The following is a 17496-nucleotide window of genomic DNA, read 5'->3' as shown; positions in this document are numbered from 1 at the left end:
GGGTCAGGCCCCGCTGCGGGCGGCGGCCGCCAGCGCGGTCGCGATCTGGCCGCCGAGCCGGACGTTGCCCCGGTAGACCTCGACGTTGACCTCCAGGCTGCGGCCCTGGGTGTCGCGCTGGATGTGGTCGAGCAGGAACGGCGTGGAGGCGTTGCCGGTGACGCCCTGGCGCTCGGCCTCGGCCCAGGCGCGGGCCAGGATGCCGTCGAGTTCCTCCGGCGGCAGCTGCTTGGCGGGGTCCACCGGGTTGGCGATCAGGACGGCCTGCGGCAGGGCGAGGCGGTCGCGGGCCTCGATGAGCCGCGCGGCCTCCTCGGGCGACTCGACGCTGAAGTTGATCTCGTGGCCGGAGTCGGTGACGTAGAAGCCGGGGTACTTGCGGGTGCGGTAGCCGATGACCGGGATGTTGAAGGTCTCGAAGCGCTCCAGGGTGGCCCGGATGTCGAGGATCGACTTCACGCCCGCGCTGATCACGGTGACCGGCGTGGCGGCCAGGGTGGTCATGTCGGCCGACTCGTCGAAGCTCTCGGAGGCGCCGAAGTGGACGCCGCCGAGGCCGCCGGTGGAGAACACCCGGATGCCCGCCCGGTGGGCGAGGAAGGCGGTGGCCGCGACGGTGGTGCCGCCGTGGCGGCCGAGCGCGGCGACCACCGGCAGGTCGCGCAGGCTCACCTTGTCCAGGCCGTCCGTCGCGGACAGTTCGGTGATCTGCTCGGTGCTCAGACCGACCGTGGGCACGCCCGCGTGCACGCCGATGGTCGCCGGGACGACGCCCGCCTCGCGCAGCTGTCGCTCGGCCTCCAGCGCGACGGCCAGGTTGCGGGGGCGCGGCAGGCCGTGGGTGAAGATGGTCGATTCCAGCGCGACCACGGGCCGGCCGTCGGCCACGGCCTGCGCGACCTCCTCGGAGACGCGGATGGCCCGCGCGGAACGGGTGGCCGGCGCGGAGCCGGCGGCTTCGGGGGTGCTGGGGGGCAGTCCGGTCATGGTCGGATCTCTCTGTGAGATGCCACTGCGGTGGGGCAACGTGTCGCTCAGCGTATGGACGGTTCGCATCGGAATCCAGAATGAGTCCTGGGGCTTTCCATAGGCTCGGACCTATGGGTTGGCTTAGGCTTGGGCCATGGGCTTCACCTTGCGTCAACTTGAGGTCTTCCTCACCGTCGCCGAAACACTGCACTTCGGACGGGCCGCCGAACGGCTGCACATCTCCCAGCCGACGGTCAGCCAGGAGGTCGCCCGGCTGGAGCGGACCGTCGGTGTCGAGCTGTTCGACCGCAGCCGCCGCTCGGTGGCGCTGACCGAGGCCGGTGAGGTGATGGCCGCCGAGAGTGCCCGGCTGCTCGGGCAGGCCGAGACGCTGCTGGCCCGGGTGCGGCTGCACGAGGAGTCCCGGCTGGGGACGGCCCGGATCGTCGCCTCCCCCAGTGTGGTGAACCGGCTGCTGCCCGCCGTGGTCAGCCGCGCCGAACAGGAGCTGCCCGCGCTCACCACCGCCGAGGTCGCCGTCGACACCGGCCAGGTCTCCACCGCGCTGGCCGCCGAACTCGCCGACATCGGCCTCGGCCGCTTCCTCGACGAGGTGGCCGGCTACCGGCTGGAGCGGATCGCCGACGAGCCGGTGCGGGTCGCCCTCGGCCGGGAGCACCCGCTGGCCGGCCGGACGAGCGTGCGTCTCGGCGAACTGCGCGACCTGCCGCTGCTGCTGTGGCCGCGCGAGCAGCACCCGCGCTACTACGACCACGTGCTCGGCCTGTGCGCGGACCACGGCGTCGACCCGCCGGTCCTGGTCAGCCCGCCGCGGATCGTCGGCTCCCGGCTCTACCTGCTCGCCCGCAACCGCGCGTTCTCGCTGGTGCCCGGCTCGATGACCGGCCACCTCACCGAGGACGTGGCCACCGTCCGACTGGACGGCCGGGCCACCCTGCCGCTGGAGATGCAGTGGCGGCTGGACGACCGCCGGCCCCGGCTGGCCACCCTGCGCGACCTGATCCGCCAGGAGGCGGCGGCTCTGGAGGTCGACTAGGCCCTCGCCGGGCCCGCGACGCCGGGTACCCGAGGCGCCCCCGGCGAATCCTTGACGCTGGCATGCCACCGCCGAAAGGATGCCCGGACCGCCCACCCGGCCCGCGGCAGCGCCCGCCGGCCGCCCGACCCCTGGGGACCACCTTGGCCGTCCGCCCGCTGCTTCGCCGCGCCGCCCGCCTCCTCGGCGCCGCCGCCCTGACCCTCGCCGGCACCCTCACCGCCGCCGCCCCCGCCCACGCCGACTTCGGCACCGACTACCACGACCCGGTCACCGCCACCCGGCCGCTCACCCGCCCCGACACCCGCTCCTGCACCGTCGAGGTGATGCACGACCAGCAGTTCCGCAACGGGTACGGCAACCCGCCCGACACCCCGTACACCACCACCCTCACCCCGCCCGCCGACTGCGCCGGGCCCTGGTCGGCGGTGGTCCTGGACCTCCACGGGCAGGTCGCCGGGCGGCAGTTCGACCGCATCTTCAGCGCCCGCGTCGGCGGCGTCCAGGTGCTGCTCTCCTCCACCCCCGAGCCGTCCAAGGACGGCATCGAATGGAAGCTCGAACGCGATCTCACCCGCTACGCCCCGCTGTTCGCCGCCGGCCCGCAGCCGTTCTCCCTCGACCTCGCCAACGTCACCGACGCCACCTACACCGGCGTCTTCACCATCAGCGCCAGTGTCACCTTCTACACCGCGAACGACCGCCGGCCCGCCGCCCGCGCCGCCGACCGCCTGCTCACCACCGGGCCGTTCGCGCTCACCCAGGCCGCCCCCGCCGCCACCCGCGAGCTCACCTTCCCGCAGAACCTCGAACGCCTCACCGCCGAGGTCTACACCCGGGGCGGCGGCGCCTGCGAGGAGTTCGCCTACGCCTCCGCGCCCGACGCCTTCGTCAGCGCCAACCCCGGCCTCGGCTCCTGCGGCAAGGGCCCGTTCCGCGAACTGCGGCTCACCGTCGACGGGCGGACGGCCGGCGCGGTCTGGCCCTACCCCGTCATCTACACCGGCGGGTGGGATCCGCTGCTCTGGCGGCCCGTCCCCGGCGTCTTCGCCTTCGACCTGCCCGCCTACCGGCTCGACCTCACCCCCTACGTCGGACTGCTGCTCGACGGCCGCCCGCACACCGTCGGCATCGCGGTGAACGCCACCGAGGCGCAGAACAACGACACCTGGACCGGCCAGGTCAACCTCTTCGCCGACGTCGACCACGGCACCGCCCGCACCACCGGGCAGCTCACCGACCACCGGGTCGCCCCCGAGGCCGCCGTCGACACCCGGCTCACCGACCACGGCGGCGGCAGCGGCGACTGGACCGTCACCGCAGGCCGGCACGACCTCGCCCGCGGCTGGGTCCAGACCTCGCACGGCCGGATCACCACCGAGGTCCGCGACGACCTCGCCTTCCGCTCCGCCCAGCAGCTGCGCGACAGCGGCAACGACGTGACCCTGCACAACCGCACCGACCTCACCCGCACCACCGCCACCTGGGGCGGCGGCCCGCACCGCACCACCACCGTGCGCGAGGGCGAACCGCTGGACGTCACCTACCGCGTCACCCACGACGCCGCCGGCAACACCGACCAGCGGACCGCCATGGACCTCGGCTACCACCGCGAGGCCACCGCGGCCACCGGCGGCCACGTCACCGAGCGTTCGACCGTCGACCACACCCTGCGCCCCACCGCCCGCCGCCACGACGGCGACTCCACCGTCCGCACCGGCACCAGCACCGAGGACTACCGCAGCACCGGGCCCGACGGGCCGTACCACCGCACGCTCGCCTTCGTCGACGGCTGGCCGAAGCCGTAACACCGCCCCGAATCTCCCGACTTGCGAAATCCATCCGATTTCGGGCGGTTGACCCCTGGTGCACACGGCGTGGGAAGCGCATGATGGGAGGTGGACCTGCGAGGCAGCTGAAGGAGTTCGACCGCAGGAGGCAGTGGTGACAGATCGAGACGGATCAGGGTCTGCCACTGGCACTACCTCGGTCGACGATCGAACTGCCAGGCCGGAGGACACGATGTCCGGAGGCCACCCCCGCCTCGTAGGTTCCCCGCGTCCACGGAGCGCCCCCTCGGCTCCGTGGACGCGTCCGTCGCGGCAGGGCCCGTCACTGCGGCGCCCGTGACCGCGGGGCCCATCGCCGCGGCGCCCGTCACTGCGGCACCCATCACTGCGGCACCCATCACTGCGGCACCGGGTAGCCCGTCCCCCAGGCGTGGACGGCGATGCCGACCGGCGCTCCCCGTCCGCCGCCGATGCGGCCCGGCGGGAAGTTCACGTCACGGCCCCGGCGCGGTTCACCAACGCGCGGTGAGGCTGGCGGCCATGAACGCTTCCAGTGGACATCTCCCCGTCAGCCGGCGCGGGATCCTGGCCGGTGCCACCGGTCTCGGTCTCGGCGGCGCCGTCTCCCTCTCCGGCATCGCGGCCACGCCCGCCGCCGCCTCTCCACTGCTGCTGGAGCGGCCGGACCGCTCCGGCGCCCCGCGCGTCGCCGGGCTGCACCTCCAGTTCGGCTCGGACGCCTCGCGCGAGGTCGTGGTCTCCTGGCACACCACCGCCTCGGTCGGCAACCCCCGTGTCCGGTACGGCACTTCGCACGGCGGCTTGGGCCGCAGCGTGCAGGCCGACACCAACACCTACCGGGACGCCAAGTCCGGCACCGAGGTCCAGATCCACCACGCCCGGCTGAGCGGCCTGCACCCCGACACGGACTACGTGTACGCCGCCGTCCACGACGGTGCCACCCCGGAGCTCGGCACCGTCCGCACCGCCCCGCGCGGCCGGGCCGCCTTCACCTTCACCAGCTTCGGCGACCAGGGCACCCCCACCCTCGGCAAGAAGACCGCGAACGGCTACGCCAACGACAACCTGGGCAGCCCCGCCGCCGGCGACACCACCGCCGGAGTCGAGCGGATCGCCCCGCTGTTCCACCTCGTCAACGGGGACCTCTGCTACGCCAACCTCGCCACCGACCGGGTCCGCACCTGGTCCGACTGGTTCGAGAACAACACCCGCTCCGCCCGCCACCGCCCCTGGATGCCCGCCGCCGGCAACCACGAGAACGAGCGCGGCAACGGCCCGACCGGCTACGGCGCCTACCAGGCCTACTTCGACCTCCCCCCGTCCGGCTCCGACGACGAACTGCACGGCCTCTGGTACGCGTTCACCGCCGGCGCGGTCCGCGTCATCAGCCTCAACAACGACGACGTCGCCTACCAGGACGCCGGCGACTCCTACGTCCACGGCTACTCCGGAGGCGCCCAGCAGCGCTGGCTGGAGCGGGAGTTGGCCGCCGCCAACGCGAACCCCGAGATCGACTGGATCGTGGTCTGCATGCACCAGGTCGTCATCTCCACCGCCGACAAGTTCAACGGCGCGGACCTCGGCATCCGCGAGACCTGGGTGCCGCTGTTCGACAAGTACGGCGTCGACCTGGTGGTCTGCGGCCACGAGCACCACTACGAGCGCTCGCACCCGATCCGCGGCCAGCAGCAGACCGACACCCGCACCCCCGTCCCGGTCGCCACCGACACCGCCACCATCGACACCACCCGGGGCACCGTCCACCTGGTGATCGGCGGTGGCGGCACCTCCGCCCCCTCCAACCACCTCTTCTTCGAGCCCGCCAAGGCCCGCGTCATCACCGGCGTCGGAGCCGTCGACCCGGCCACCGGCAAGCGGCCCCCGCAGTACGTGATCGAGGACGCCCCCTGGTCCGCCTTCCGGGACGCCGAAAACCCGTACGGCTTCGCCGCCTTCGAGGTCGACCCGGGCGAGCGCGGCGGCCGGACCACCATCGACGTCACGTACTACTCCGTCAGCGGCCCGTACGGAGACCTCGTCCCCGTCGACCGCTTCACCCTCACCCGCCCGCGCGGCGCCCGCGGCGGCGGCCGGGGACGCTGACCCCGGGCGCGCCCGGGGCGGTGGCGCCGGCCCGGACCGGCGCCACCGCCCCGGCAGCGCGCTCACCCCCCGACAGGCGCGGTACCGTTCCTCCGCGCGCCCGAACGCACCGAGCGCACCGAGCACACCGAGCACACCGAGCACACCGAACGCCTGAACGCCCTGGAGGCCCGCCCGATGCCCGTCGACCGCCCCGCCGACGGCACCGGGAACGCCGGCCGCCCCGACTACGGCCGACTCGCCGCCGTCGGCCCGTACTTCGCGCTCGACACCCCCGCCACGCCCGGCGCGGGGCCGCCCCCGGGCTTCCGGCCGCTGCCCGAGCTGTACGGCGCCGGGCCGGACGCGCCGCTGGCCCGGCGGATCCGGGTGGTGGCGCAGCGGCTCGGCACCGCCGAGCCGCGGGTCGCCGCGTCGATCCTGCACCTCGGACTGGCCGCCCGTTTCTGGTCGGTGGGCCTCGGGGCGGCCGTCCTGCTGGGTACGGTCCCGACACTGGAGCACGCCTGGGTACGGATCCCGGATCAGGGGCCGCTCGACCTCTGGGCACCGCCGGAGCCCCCGCTCCCCGCTCCGTTCCCCACTTCGCTCCCGCTCGCCGACCAGCTGTACGAGGCTGTCCTGGTGGGCCAGTTGGAGCCGCTGGCGGCGGCGGTGCGGTCCGCCGTCCCGCTCTCCGCCCGGCTGCTGTCGGGCAACGCCGCCTCCGCCCTGGCCGGTACGCTGCGGGTCCTGGACGCCCACGCACCGGTCCCCGCAAGGGCGTTGGTGGCGGAGCTGCTCGCGCGCCCGTCACTGGCCGGTACCGGGACGCTGCGGACCGGCCCGCGCGGCGCCGCCTTCCGGCGGACCAGCTGCTGCCTGTACTACCGGGTGGGGCCGGGCGCCGGGGTCTGCGGCGACTGCTGCTTCACCCGGCCGCCCGCGCCAAAACGGGGCTGATACATCCAGGAGTGGAGGTCATGTCCGGACCACCTCCCGGTTCGCCGCCGCCGACGGCACCGCCGCCCGCCCCACCACCGGGCCTCCGGTCACCCGTCACCCGTCCCCCGTCACCCGTTCGTCCGCCAGCTGGAGGTGCCCCCGCACCAGGTGGTGCACGCAGGCGACGGTGTGCACCTCGGCGGCGGCCCGGGCCCCGGCCGCGTCGCCGGCCAGGACGGCGACCAGGATCTCCCGGTGCTGCTCGGCGAACCGTTCCTGGTCGGGGCCGTGCGGTGCGGGCAGCCAGAGCAGCGGCCCGAGTTCGGCCTGGAGCCGGACGGCGAGCCGGGTGAGGCGCACGGACTGGGCGGCGACGGCGAGTTCGATGTGGAAACGGGCGTCGGCGCGGCGCTGTTCGGCGGGCCCGGCGGCGTCGCGCAGGTCGTGCACCAGCCGGGTGAGCCGGGGTGCGAGGTCGACGGGGGCGCGTTCGGCAGCGAGCCGGGCGGCGGTGCCGGAGACGGCCAGTTCCTCGTCGCCGAGGTCACGCAGGTCGACGGTGGCGAGGTCGCGCAGCCGGGCGAGTTGGAGGCGCTCGGGGCCCTCGCCGGGGGTGCGGACGAAGCTGCCGCCGTTGCGGCCACGCCGGGTCTCGATCAGGTCGGCCTCGCGGAGCAGGGCGAGCGCCTCGCGGACGGTGCCGTTGGCGACGCCGAGTTGGTCGGCGAGGTCGTTCTCGCTGGGCAGTTGATCCCCGTCGGCGACCAGGCCGAGGGCGATCGCCTCGGTGATCCGGCGGGCCACGGCATCGGCGCGGCCGAGGTCGGTCAGCGGCGCGAGGACGGCGCTGAGCAGCGGGGTCGCGCTCCCGATCGTCGCCACGCCGACCCTCTCCTCGATCACCGTCGGACTGGGTGCTTCCGGCAGGGTACCTCCCGGTCGGGCACGCACCCTTGCCGCTAGAAACCCGATCTCGTATGTTTTCCCGCGATCCCGGTCCGAGCACCACCCCCCGGTAAGCCCTCACGCGTCACGCCACGTTCCCAGGAGCAGGAGCAGGTCATGACCGATGCCAGCGCACGTGCCACCTCCCCGACCGGCCCCCTCCCCCCTCAGGGCCCCGACCTCGGTGCCGATGCCGACGCCGCACGGCTGGCCGCCCTCGGCTACGCCTCCGAGTTCAAACGCGACATGAGCCTCTGGGCGAACTTCTCCCTCGGCTTCACCTACCTCTCCCCGGTCGTCGGCGTGTACACACTCTTCGCCTCCTCCCTCGCGACCGCCGGCCCGCCGATGGTGTGGAGCTTCCTGATCGCCGGGGTCGGCCAGTTGCTGGTGGCACTGGTGTTCAGCGAGGTGGTCGCCCAGTTCCCGGTGGCGGGCGGGGTGTACCCGTGGTCGCGCCGGCTCTGGGGCCGCACCTGGGGCTGGCTGACCGGCTGGGTGTACCTGCTGGCGCTGATGTCCACCATCGCCGCGGTCTCCTACGGCGCCGGCCCGTACGTGGCCGCGCTGCTGGGCGTCGAACCGAGCACCGCGACGACCGTCTGGTGCGCGCTCGGCCTGCTGCTGCTCGCCACCGTGATCAACCTGGGCGGCACCAAGGTGCTGTCGGCGGCGGCCGTGTTCGGCTTCGCCGCCGAGCTGCTGGGCGCCCTGGCGGTCGGCGCCTGGCTGCTGCTGACCCACCGCTACCACGGGCTCGGTGTGGTCTTCGACCGCTTCGGCGCGGGCGACGGCGGCTCGTACACCGACGCCTTCCTGGCCGCCGGACTGATCGCGGTCTTCCTCTTCTTCGGCTTCGAGGCGTGCGGCGACGTCGCCGAGGAGGTGCCGAACCCCGGTCGACAGATCCCCAAGTCGATGCGGCGCACCCTCTACGTCGGCGGCGCGGCGGCGATCGGCGTCAGCCTGGCGCTGGTGATGTCGATCCAGGACATCGGCGCGGTGGTCTCCGGCGACGACAAGGACCCGGTGGCCTCGGTGCTGCACGACGCGTTCGGCGCCACCGGCGCCCGGGTGGTGATCGGCGTGGTGCTGATCTCCTTCCTGTCCTGCGTGCTGAGCCTCCAGGCGGCGGCGAGCCGGCTGGCGTACTCCTTCGCCCGGGACCGGATGATCGTGGGCAGCCGGCTGCTCGCCACCGTCTCGGACCGCCTGCGGGTACCGCCGTACGCGCTGCTGCTCGCTGCGGCAGTGCCGGGCGTGATCATCGTCGGCGCCTCGGCGCTCTCCGAGGGCGCCCTGACGAAGATCATCTCCTTCTCCAGCATCGGCATCTACCTGGCCTTCCAGATGGTGGTGCTGGCCGCCCTGCGCGCCCGGCTGCGTGGCTGGCGCCCGAGCGGGGACTTCCGGCTCGGCCGCTGGGGCCTGGCGGTGAACATCGGCGCGCTGGTGTACGGGCTCGCCGCGATCGTCAACATCTGCTGGGGCCGCACCCCGGACGCCGCCTGGTACGACGACTACCTCGTGCTGCTCTCGGCCGTGGCGGTGCTCGCGGCCGGCGGGCTCTACCTGCTGCTGGCCCGCCCGCACCTGCGCGGCGACGCCCCGTCCGGCGACGCGACGGCCCCCGCCGGGGACGCCCGATGACCCTCACCCCTGGAGGAATCCCCGTCGCCGCCCTCGACTGCCTCCCGGACGACGGGCACCCCGAAGGCGCGCCATGAGCCCGGAGCCATGAGCCCGGAGCCACGGAACCCGGAGTCACAGAGCTTGAGTCACGGAACCGGAGCCGCGAAACCGGCCCGCGTCCGGCTTGTCCAGAGCCGGGCGCGGGCCGCCGGTCCCCACCCGGTGCCGATGCCCTTGGCGGCGGGTGAAGCACTCGCGTGCGGTGCGGTCAGACCGCGACCGCCTCCGCCATCTCCCCCTCGGCCTCCACCGGGCTCTCCACCGCCCGGCGCCCGCGCCCCTCGTAGAGCGCGGCGGCCACCAGCGCGGCCCCGCCCAGCAGCAGCCAGACCGCCAGGGTCACGACGTGCCCGCCGAGGCCCGCGCCGCCGTCGAAGTACAGGATGCTGCGCGCGCCCTCCAGGAAGCCGGCGCCGGTCCAGAAGCCGTGCAGCGCGCCGAAGAAGCCGTTCTGCAGCTCGGGCCGGAAGACGCCGCCGGAGCTGGTGAAGTTCAGCATCACGAACAGCACCATCAGGGCCAGGGTGGTCCACCTCTTCAGGAAGCTGTGCAGGCCGATGCCGATCAGGACGACGCCCGCCGAGTAGAGCCACCCGAGCGCCCACACCGCGGCCAGGTCGTGGTCGACCACATGGAAGACCGGTCCGGCGGTGACGATCCCGATCACGCTCACCACCAGCGACACCGCCACGCCGACCAGCGCCCGGATCCGCATGCTCAGCCCGGCGCCGGCCGCGCCGATCACGGCGACGCTGGCGTAGGAGCCGATGCTCAGCGCGACCAGCAGGAAGAACAGGCCCTGGCCGGTCGGGTCGCCCTCGGCCGGGGTGGTGAGATCGGTGACGTGCAACGGCACGCCCTGCCGGTCGGTGACGTTGCTGAACACCGCCGTGGCGGCCACCGCCGAGGTGTCCGAGTTCCCCTTGGCGACGAGCAGTTCGGGGCTCCTGGCATCCGGGAGGAAGGCCCCCACCAGGTCGCGGTCGCGCAGCTGCTGCTCGGCGGTCGCCCGGTCTGGCAGGGTGCGGACGTCGACCGCCGCCCCGGCCTTGGCCTGGATCGCCTGTGCCAGGCCCTGCGCCTGCGGGGTGGTGCCGACCACGGCGACCTTCAGGTGGTGCGGCTCGGGCTGGTGGAAGGCGCCCTGGTAGGCGAGCGCCATGCCGAGGCACATCAGCAGCGGGGTGATCAGGTGGAGGGCGAGGTGCTTGAGCGAGTGCCCCAGGGCGGGCGCTGCGGCAGGGGTCTGGGATGTGCTCATGGCGTTCGTACCGTCCTCCGGTGGCGTCGAGTCAAGATAGGTGGCAAATACAACCATGAGGGGTGTCGAATGCGCCTACATCAGGTGGTAAATGCAACTATCTTGGATGTAGCTTACAACTATCTGACGCCGTTCGAAAGCCGGCCGCCCCAGCAGGGGACACGGCCGAGCGCTCAGGACAGCTCGAACACGCCGTACGAGAAGCCGTCCGCCCGCAGTTCCCCGTCCGCCACCCGCACGCCCCGCACCTCCAGCGGGCGCACCCCGCCGTGCTCCAGCCGCACCGCCCCCGGCTCCCGGCGCGGATTCACCGCCACCAGGTACCGTCCGGCCCGGGTGTACACCAGCGGGTACCCGGCGTGCCGGACCTCCACCCCGCCGGAGGCACCCAGCCCCGGATGCGCCCGGCGCAGCGCGATCAGCCGCCGGACGGTGTGCAGCAGCGACGTCGGATCGGCCCGCTGGGAGAGCACGTCCGGGCGCCGCGGGTCCGGGTCGACGGGCAGGTAGAGGCGCTCGGGCGACGCGCTGGAGAAGCCCGCCGTCGGCCCGGGCTCCCACTGCATCGGGGTCCGCGAGCCGGCCCGGTTGTACCGCGGGCCGAGCACGCTGCCCTCGACGTCGGGCAGTCCGGGCAGGTAGCGCATGCCGATCTCGTCGCCGTAGTAGACGGCCGGCAGGGTGGGCCAGGTGAGCAGGAACGCGAAGGCGGCGGCCAGTTGCCCGTCGGCGCGCGGGCCGGTGGCCAGCCGGGAGAAGTCGTGGTTGGCGGTGGGCAGGGCGATGTGGCCGACACCCCCGGTCGCTTCGGCGGCGGCGCGCCAGGCGTCCAGGAACACCTGCGGGGTGCCGCGCCCCTCGGCCTCGAAGTAGCACGGGCCCTGCTGCCAGAACTCCTCGACCGTGCCGGCGCCGTTGTTCCACAGCGAGCGCAACGCCAGGCCGTGGTCGGCACCGCCGAACTGCAGGAAGAAGTCCGCGTGGAAGCCCGCCGCGACGGCGGCCGCCGGATCGCCCCACTCGGCGAACAGCGCGGCCTGCGGGTGGGCGCGGTCCAGCCAGTCCCGCAGCCCGGTCCACAACTTGGCGGTCTCCACCAGGCCCGGGTCGTCCTTGACCAGCGAGGAGGCCATGTCGACCCGGAAGCCGGCCAGGCCGAGGCCGAGCCAGTGCGCCATGATGTCGCGCAGGGCCGCCCGGTTGGCGCGCGGGCCCTCGGCGTCCACCGGCTGGCGCCAGGGCTCCTCGGAACTCGGGCGCGCGTAGCCGAAGTTGAGCGCGGGCTGGCAGTCGAAGAAGTTCGGCCGGTACCAGCCGGGGCGGCTACCGGGCGAGGCGACGAAGCCGTCCACCCGCTGGTCGGACCAGATGTACCGGTGGTCGGACGGGTCCTCGGCGGCGGCCAGGAACCAGGGGTGGCGGTCGGAGGTGTGGCCGGCGACCAGGTCGAGCAGGATCCGGATGCCCTTGCGGCGGGCGGCCTCGACCAGCGCGACCAGGTCCTCGGTGGCACCGTAGCGCGGGGCCGGGGCGAGGTAGTCGGCGACGTCGTAACCGGCGTCGCGGAACGGGGAGGCGAAGCAGGGGTTGAGCCAGACGGTGTCGACGCCGAGCCAGGCGAGGTGGTCGAGGTGCGCGGCGATGCCGGCGAAGTCGCCGATGCCGTCGCCGTCGGAGTCCGCGAAGCTCTGCGGGTAGATCTGGTACAGGACGGCGTCGGCCAGCCAGTCGGGGCCGGGGCGGGGCGGGGTCATGGGGTGGGTCCTCCTGCCGGATCCGGGGGCCGGGGCCAGGGCTGGGGCCGGGGCTGGGGAGCACGATTCTCGCCCATCCCCGGCCGCGCCGACAGCCCGCCGACAGCCCGCCGAGGCCGTCCCGACAACTCGCCGACCGACCGCCCCGGCACCCCGCCGCCCACCGGCCCCTCAGGCCCGCGCCACCGCGCACGCCGCGGTGAACGCCCGGGCCCGCCGGGTGATCTCCGCCCAGTCCCCCGCCGCGACCGCGTCCGGCGGCACCACGTCCGTGCCCGCGCAGACCGCGAGCGCGCCGTGCGCCAGGAAGTCGGCGGCGTTGCCCGCGTTCACCCCGCCGGAGGCCACCAGCGGGACGTCCGGGTACGGGCCGCGTAGGTCCTTGAAGTAGCCGGGGCCGAACGCCCGGGCCGGGAAGATCTTCACGGCGGCGGCCCCGAGGTCCACCGCCCGGGCCACCTCGGTCGGGGTGAGCGCCCCGAGCACCACCGGCACCCCGGCGGCCCGGGCGGCCTGCGCGACCTCGGGCCGGCAGCCGGGGGTGACCAGGAAGGACGCCCCGCTCGCGACCCCGCGCTCGGCCTGCTCGGCGGTCAGCACGGTGCCCACGCCGACCCGCCAGCCCGCGTCCGCGGCACGCCGCAGGTGCGTCGTCACCTCCGGTGTGGTGTAGGTGAATTCGGTCCAGTTGATGCCGCCGTCGGCGAGCGCGGCGCACAGCGCGGCCGCGTCCGGGATGCGGGGCGCGCGGACCACGGCGATCACCGGGTCGTCCCGCAGATCGGCGAGGGGGTTCACGGAGGGGGGATTCACAGGGATCTGGTTCCTCGGTCGGTGCGGCGCAGGGCGCGCCCGGGCCGGGCGCCCGTGGTGCGGCCCTGCCGGACGACGGCGGTGCCGTTGACGTACACGTGCTGGACGCCCTCGGCGGGCAGCCGGGGGTGCTCGAAGGTGGCGGCGTCCCGGACCTTCTCGGGGTCGAGGAGCACCAGGTCGGCGTGGTGGCCGGGGGCGATCAGGCCGCGCCGGTGCAGCCCGAGCCGGGCGGCGGGCCGACCGGTCATCCGGGCGATCGCCTCCTCCAGTGTCAGCACGCCCAACTCCCGGCTGTAGTGGCCGAGGTAGCGGGGGAAGGTGCCCCAGGCGCGCGGGTGCGGCCGGGCGCCGACCAGCAGTCCGTCGCTGCCGACGGTGTGCGCCGGGTGGCGCATGATCGCCCGGACGTTCTCCTCGTGCCCGACGTGCTGGAGGATCGTGGTGGCCAGTTCGTCGCGGCGCAGCAGGTCGAGGAAGACCTCCGTGCCGCTGCGGCCCCGCTCGGCGGCGAGTTCGGCGACGGTCCGGCCGACCGCCCGCGCCAGCTCGGCCGTCCGGACGCCGGAGATCTGGATCGTCGCCCAGTCGGTGACGACGCCGTGGCAGCCGTCGCTGCCCTTCTCCTCCACCTCGTACCGGATCCGCTCGCGGGCGGCCGGGTCGGCGAGCCGGGTGAGTGTCGCCACCGGACCGCCCTCGGTGGCCCAACTGGGAAGCAGGGCGGCCAGGGTGGTGGAGCCCGGCAGGTAGGGGTAGCTGTCCAGGGTGAGGTCGACGCCGTCGGCGAGCGCCTGGTCGACCAGTTCCAGCAGTTCGCCGGCCCGGCCCCGGTTGACGCCGAAGTTCATCGTGGCGTGGGTCAGGTGCAGCGCGCAGCCGGTCCGCCGGGCGATCTCCACCATTTCCGCGTAGCCCTCCAACGCGCCCTCACCGTACGAGCGTTGGTGCGGGGCGTGGAAGCCGCCGTAGGCCGCTACCACGGTGCACAGCTCGACCAGCTCGGAGGTGTCCGCGTACATCCCGGGGGTGTAGCTGAGGCCGCTGGACATGCCGACCGCGCCGTCCAGCAGGCCCTGCGCCAACTCCTGGCGCATCCGGTCGAGTTCGGCCGGGGTGGGCGGCCGGTTGGCCCAGCCCATGGCGAGCATCCGCAGCGAGCCGTGCGGGACGAGGTAGCAGGCGTTGACGGCGACGCCGGTGCGGTCGATCCGGTCCAGGTAGCCCGCGACGCCGCGCCAGTCCCAGTCGAAGCCCTCCGGATCGCCGTTCCAGCCGGCCAGTTGGCGACGCAGCGCGGGCAGCGTGGCGTCGTCCACCGGGGCGTAGGACAGGCCGTCCTGGCCGAGGACCTCGCAGGTGACGCCCTGGGTGACCTTGGCCGGGTGCTCGGGTTCGAGCAGCAGGGCGAGGTCGGAGTGGGCGTGCATGTCGATGAAGCCGGGGGCGAGGACCAGCCCGTCGGCGTCCACCACCGTCGGCGCGTCGAGGCCGTGGCCGATCCCGGTGATCAGCCCGCCGGCGATCCGCACGTCCGCCCGGTAGCGGTCCGCGCCGGTGCCGTCGACGACGGTGGCGCCCCGGAAGACGGTGTCGGGCGCTCTGCCGCCCGCCATCAGAAGAACGTCCTGACCAGCCCGGTGACCTTCGGCTCGGCCGCGTCGGCGGAGTCCAGCACCGGGATCGCGGTCCACTTGTCGAAGGCCGTGCACGGGTGGGAGACGCCGAGCCGCAGCACCGCGCCGATCGGGGCGAGGTCGCCCGCGTCGCGCAGGAAGGCGTGCTGGTCGTTGAGTGCGGTGATCCGGGCCGCGGTGCCGGTCAACTCGGCGCCGCCGCGCACGCGTTGCGGCTCGGGCAGGCCCTCGTCGAAGGGCAGGTCGCGCTTGCCGGCGTCCAGCAGGGCCAGTTGCGGCTCGGGCCGGGACACCACCCGGGCCCAGCCGTGCAGCGCGCTGCGGAACGGCGTGGCGCCGGCACCCCGGACCAGCGGCGAGATGCCCCGGTAGAAGCCGTCGTCGTGGGCGATGTACGCGCCCGAGCGCAGGACCACGAGGGCGTCCGGCAGGCCTGCCAGTTCCTCGACGACCAGGTCGAAGTAGGCGCTGCCGCCGGCCGTCACGATCGGCCGGGCATCGTCCGGGTAGGCGCGGGCGAGCCGACCGTGCAGGTCGGCGAGCGCCTTGAGGTAGTCGCGGACGGTGGCCAGCCCGTCGGCGGTGGCGTCGTGGGCGAGCGCGCCCTCGTAACCGCCGACGCCCGCGAGGCGCAGGGTGGGGGCGCGCAGCACGGCGGCGGCGATCTCGACGGCCGCGTCCACGCCGCGGGCGCCGGTGCGCCCGCCGGGGCCGCCGAGTTCGACCAGGACCTCGACGGGCCGCTGGGCCCCGGCGGCGCGCAGCGCCTCGTCCATCAGCCGGACGCTCTCGGTGGAGTCCACCCAGGAGACGAAGGCGAACGCCGGGTCGGCGGCCAGTTCGGCGGCGAGCCAGGCCAGTCCGGCCGGGTCGAGCAGGGTGTTGGCGAGCAGGATCCGCTCGACTCCGAAGGCCCGGGCGACGCGCACCTGCGGCAGGTTGGCGAGGGTGATGCCGTGGCTGCCGGCGGCGAGCTGCGCCTGCCACAGGGCGGGCGCCATGGTGGTCTTGCCGTGCGGCACGAGCGCGACCCCGGCCTTGGCGCACCAGTCGGCCATGGTGCGGAGGTTGTGGTCGAGCGCGGCACCGTCCAGGGTGAGCAGCGGGGTGCCGAGCCCGGTGAGGGTGGGTCCGGTGGCCAGCCAGTCGCGGACGGAGTGCCCCCAAGCCTCCGGAGGGGCGGCCTTGAACCGCCAGTCGAGCGTCTCGTCGGCGAGGGCCGCCACCGCGCCGTCGTCGATGCCCGGCCCGGTGCCGATGCTTGCGAAGGTCTGCTCCACCGTCTTCCTCCATCTGCCGTGTTGCAACATGTGCAATGAGGGTTGCACATGTTGGCATGACGGTTCTAGCATCGGCGCCGGATCACGGTCAACGGAACGGCCGCCGCAGACGGAGGAGCCCAGCAGATGCCGCGACAGGACACCCCGGGCCCGGCCCGCCCCGGTCCTTCCCCGACGGCCGTGTGCGTGGGCGAGTCCATGGCGGTGCTGCTGCCGGACCGGCCGGGCCCGCTGGAGGCGGTGGAGAACTTCCGGTTGTCGGTCGGCGGCGCGGAGTCCAACGTGGCCGGCGCGCTGGCCGCGCTCGGCGTCCCGACCGCCTGGATCAGCCGGGTCGGCGACGACGGCTTCGGCCGCCGGCTGCTCGCCGAGGTCGCCGCCCGCGGCGTGGACGTCTCGGCGGTCGCCGTCGACCCGCACCGCCCCACCGGCCTGTACCTCAAGGAGGTCGGCGGCGCCACCGGCCACCACCACGACCTCGGCCCCGGCCGCAGCCGGCTGCACTACCACCGGCGCGGCTCCGCGGCCGCCGCGCTCTCCCCCGCCCTGCTGGCCGACCCGGCGGCCGTCCGGCTGCTGTCCGGCGCCCGCCTGCTGCACCTGTCCGGCATCACCGCCGCGCTCTCCGACGACTGCCTGGCGCTGCTGCGCGCCCTGCTCGCCGACCGCCGCCCGGAGCGGACCGTCAGCTTCGACCTCAACTGGCGCCCCGCGCTCTGGCACGACCGCGACCCGGCCGTCCTGCCGCCGCTGCTGGACGCCGCCGACCTGCTGCTGATCGGCGCCGACGAGGCCGAGGCCGCGTTCGGCACCGGGGAACCGGCCGCGCTGCGCCGCCGCTTCGCCTCCCCGGCCACCGTGGTGGTCAAGGACGCCGCCCGGCTGGTCACCGCCCTGGAGCGGGACGGCACGGCGGTGAGCGAACCGGCCCTGGCCGTCGAGGTGGTCGAGGCCACCGGCGCGGGCGACGCCTTCGCCGCCGGCTACCTGGCCGGCACCATCCGCGGCCTGGACCAGCGCCGCCGGCTGCGGCTCGGCCACCTGAGCGCCGCCTGCGCGCTGACCGCCCACGGCGACCAGGCCGAACTGCCGCCCGCCGCCGTGGTGGCCGCGCTGCTCGACGCCTCGCCCGCCGACTGGGCCGCCACCCGGGTCTCGGTGGAGGGCATCACCGGCCCGGCCGTCCCCGCGGACCGGTCCCGCGACACCCGGCGGGCCCGGGCACAATGAGCACGAACCCGAGCCCGAAC

General features: G+C 74.5%; 13 protein-coding genes. 6 read left to right on the top strand and 7 right to left on the bottom strand.

Features of this window, described 5'->3' with window-relative positions; genetic code table 11:
- Positions 1–3: 3 nt before the first annotated feature.
- Positions 4–987: a pseudouridine-5'-phosphate glycosidase gene (locus ACIOGZ_RS12520; RefSeq protein ID WP_363585269.1), complete on the bottom strand. Its 984-nt coding sequence runs from the start codon at positions 985–987 to the stop codon at positions 4–6.
- 136 nt (positions 988–1123) lie between these two features.
- Here ACIOGZ_RS12520 and ACIOGZ_RS12515 point away from each other — a divergent pair, with 136 nt between their 5' ends.
- The 4 genes from ACIOGZ_RS12515 to ACIOGZ_RS12500 all read left to right on the top strand — a co-directional run bounded on the left by ACIOGZ_RS12515 (position 1124) and on the right by ACIOGZ_RS12500 (position 6882).
- Positions 1124–2026 (top strand): LysR family transcriptional regulator, encoded by a 903-nt coding sequence (locus tag ACIOGZ_RS12515; protein ID WP_400985857.1) that lies wholly within the window; start codon positions 1124–1126, stop codon positions 2024–2026.
- Between the two features lie 143 nt (positions 2027–2169).
- On the top strand, positions 2170–3834 hold the full coding sequence (locus tag ACIOGZ_RS12510) for a peptide-N4-asparagine amidase (protein WP_400985855.1): 1665 nt from the start codon (positions 2170–2172) through the stop codon (positions 3832–3834).
- A gap of 522 nt (positions 3835–4356) precedes the next feature.
- On the top strand, positions 4357–5940 hold the full coding sequence (locus ACIOGZ_RS12505) for a metallophosphoesterase family protein (RefSeq protein ID WP_363585275.1): 1584 nt from the start codon (positions 4357–4359) through the stop codon (positions 5938–5940).
- Between the two features lie 177 nt (positions 5941–6117).
- Positions 6118–6882: a (2Fe-2S)-binding protein gene (locus tag ACIOGZ_RS12500; RefSeq protein ID WP_363631899.1), complete on the top strand. Its 765-nt coding sequence runs from the start codon at positions 6118–6120 to the stop codon at positions 6880–6882.
- Between the two features lie 96 nt (positions 6883–6978).
- Here ACIOGZ_RS12500 and ACIOGZ_RS12495 read toward each other — a convergent pair whose 3' ends face one another.
- Complete coding sequence (locus ACIOGZ_RS12495) at positions 6979–7746, bottom strand: FCD domain-containing protein (RefSeq protein WP_363631901.1); 768 nt, start codon at positions 7744–7746, stop codon at positions 6979–6981.
- A gap of 180 nt (positions 7747–7926) precedes the next feature.
- Here ACIOGZ_RS12495 and ACIOGZ_RS12490 point away from each other — a divergent pair, with 180 nt between their 5' ends.
- Entirely contained in the window at positions 7927–9459 is a 1533-nt protein-coding gene (locus ACIOGZ_RS12490; protein WP_400985852.1) for an APC family permease, read from the top strand.
- Positions 9460–9709: 250 nt separating this feature from the next.
- On the opposite strand, the gene ACIOGZ_RS12485 is transcribed toward ACIOGZ_RS12490, so the two are convergent.
- The 5 genes from ACIOGZ_RS12485 to ACIOGZ_RS12465 all read right to left on the bottom strand — a co-directional run bounded on the left by ACIOGZ_RS12485 (position 9710) and on the right by ACIOGZ_RS12465 (position 16246).
- Positions 9710–10762: a hypothetical protein gene (locus ACIOGZ_RS12485; protein WP_363631903.1), complete on the bottom strand. Its 1053-nt coding sequence runs from the start codon at positions 10760–10762 to the stop codon at positions 9710–9712.
- 173 nt (positions 10763–10935) lie between these two features.
- On the bottom strand, positions 10936–12516 hold the full coding sequence (locus ACIOGZ_RS12480; protein ID WP_400811844.1) for an alpha-amylase family glycosyl hydrolase: 1581 nt from the start codon (positions 12514–12516) through the stop codon (positions 10936–10938).
- A gap of 171 nt (positions 12517–12687) precedes the next feature.
- Positions 12688–13329 carry a bifunctional 4-hydroxy-2-oxoglutarate aldolase/2-dehydro-3-deoxy-phosphogluconate aldolase gene (locus tag ACIOGZ_RS12475; RefSeq protein WP_208869124.1) on the bottom strand — a complete coding sequence of 214 codons (642 nt, stop codon included), beginning with the start codon at positions 13327–13329 and terminating at the stop codon, positions 12688–12690.
- Positions 13326–14945 (bottom strand): amidohydrolase family protein, encoded by a 1620-nt coding sequence (locus ACIOGZ_RS12470; protein WP_400985849.1) that lies wholly within the window; start codon positions 14943–14945, stop codon positions 13326–13328. Before ACIOGZ_RS12470 ends, ACIOGZ_RS12475 begins: the two co-directional genes overlap by 4 nt.
- A complete protein-coding gene (locus ACIOGZ_RS12465; RefSeq protein ID WP_363585283.1) occupies positions 14945–16246 on the bottom strand; it encodes an alanine racemase in 1302 nt (433 codons plus the stop codon). The genes ACIOGZ_RS12470 and ACIOGZ_RS12465 overlap by 1 nt, the downstream gene beginning before the upstream one ends.
- Before the next feature lie 126 nt (positions 16247–16372).
- Here ACIOGZ_RS12465 and ACIOGZ_RS12460 point away from each other — a divergent pair, with 126 nt between their 5' ends.
- On the top strand, positions 16373–17476 hold the full coding sequence (locus ACIOGZ_RS12460; RefSeq protein ID WP_363631908.1) for a sugar kinase: 1104 nt from the start codon (positions 16373–16375) through the stop codon (positions 17474–17476).
- The last annotated feature ends 20 nt before the right edge of the window (positions 17477–17496 follow it).

The organism is Kitasatospora sp. NPDC088160 (assembly GCF_044741445.1).
Lineage (GTDB): Bacteria > Actinomycetota > Actinomycetes > Streptomycetales > Streptomycetaceae > Kitasatospora.
This window is presented reverse-complemented; position numbering and strand designations above follow the sequence as displayed.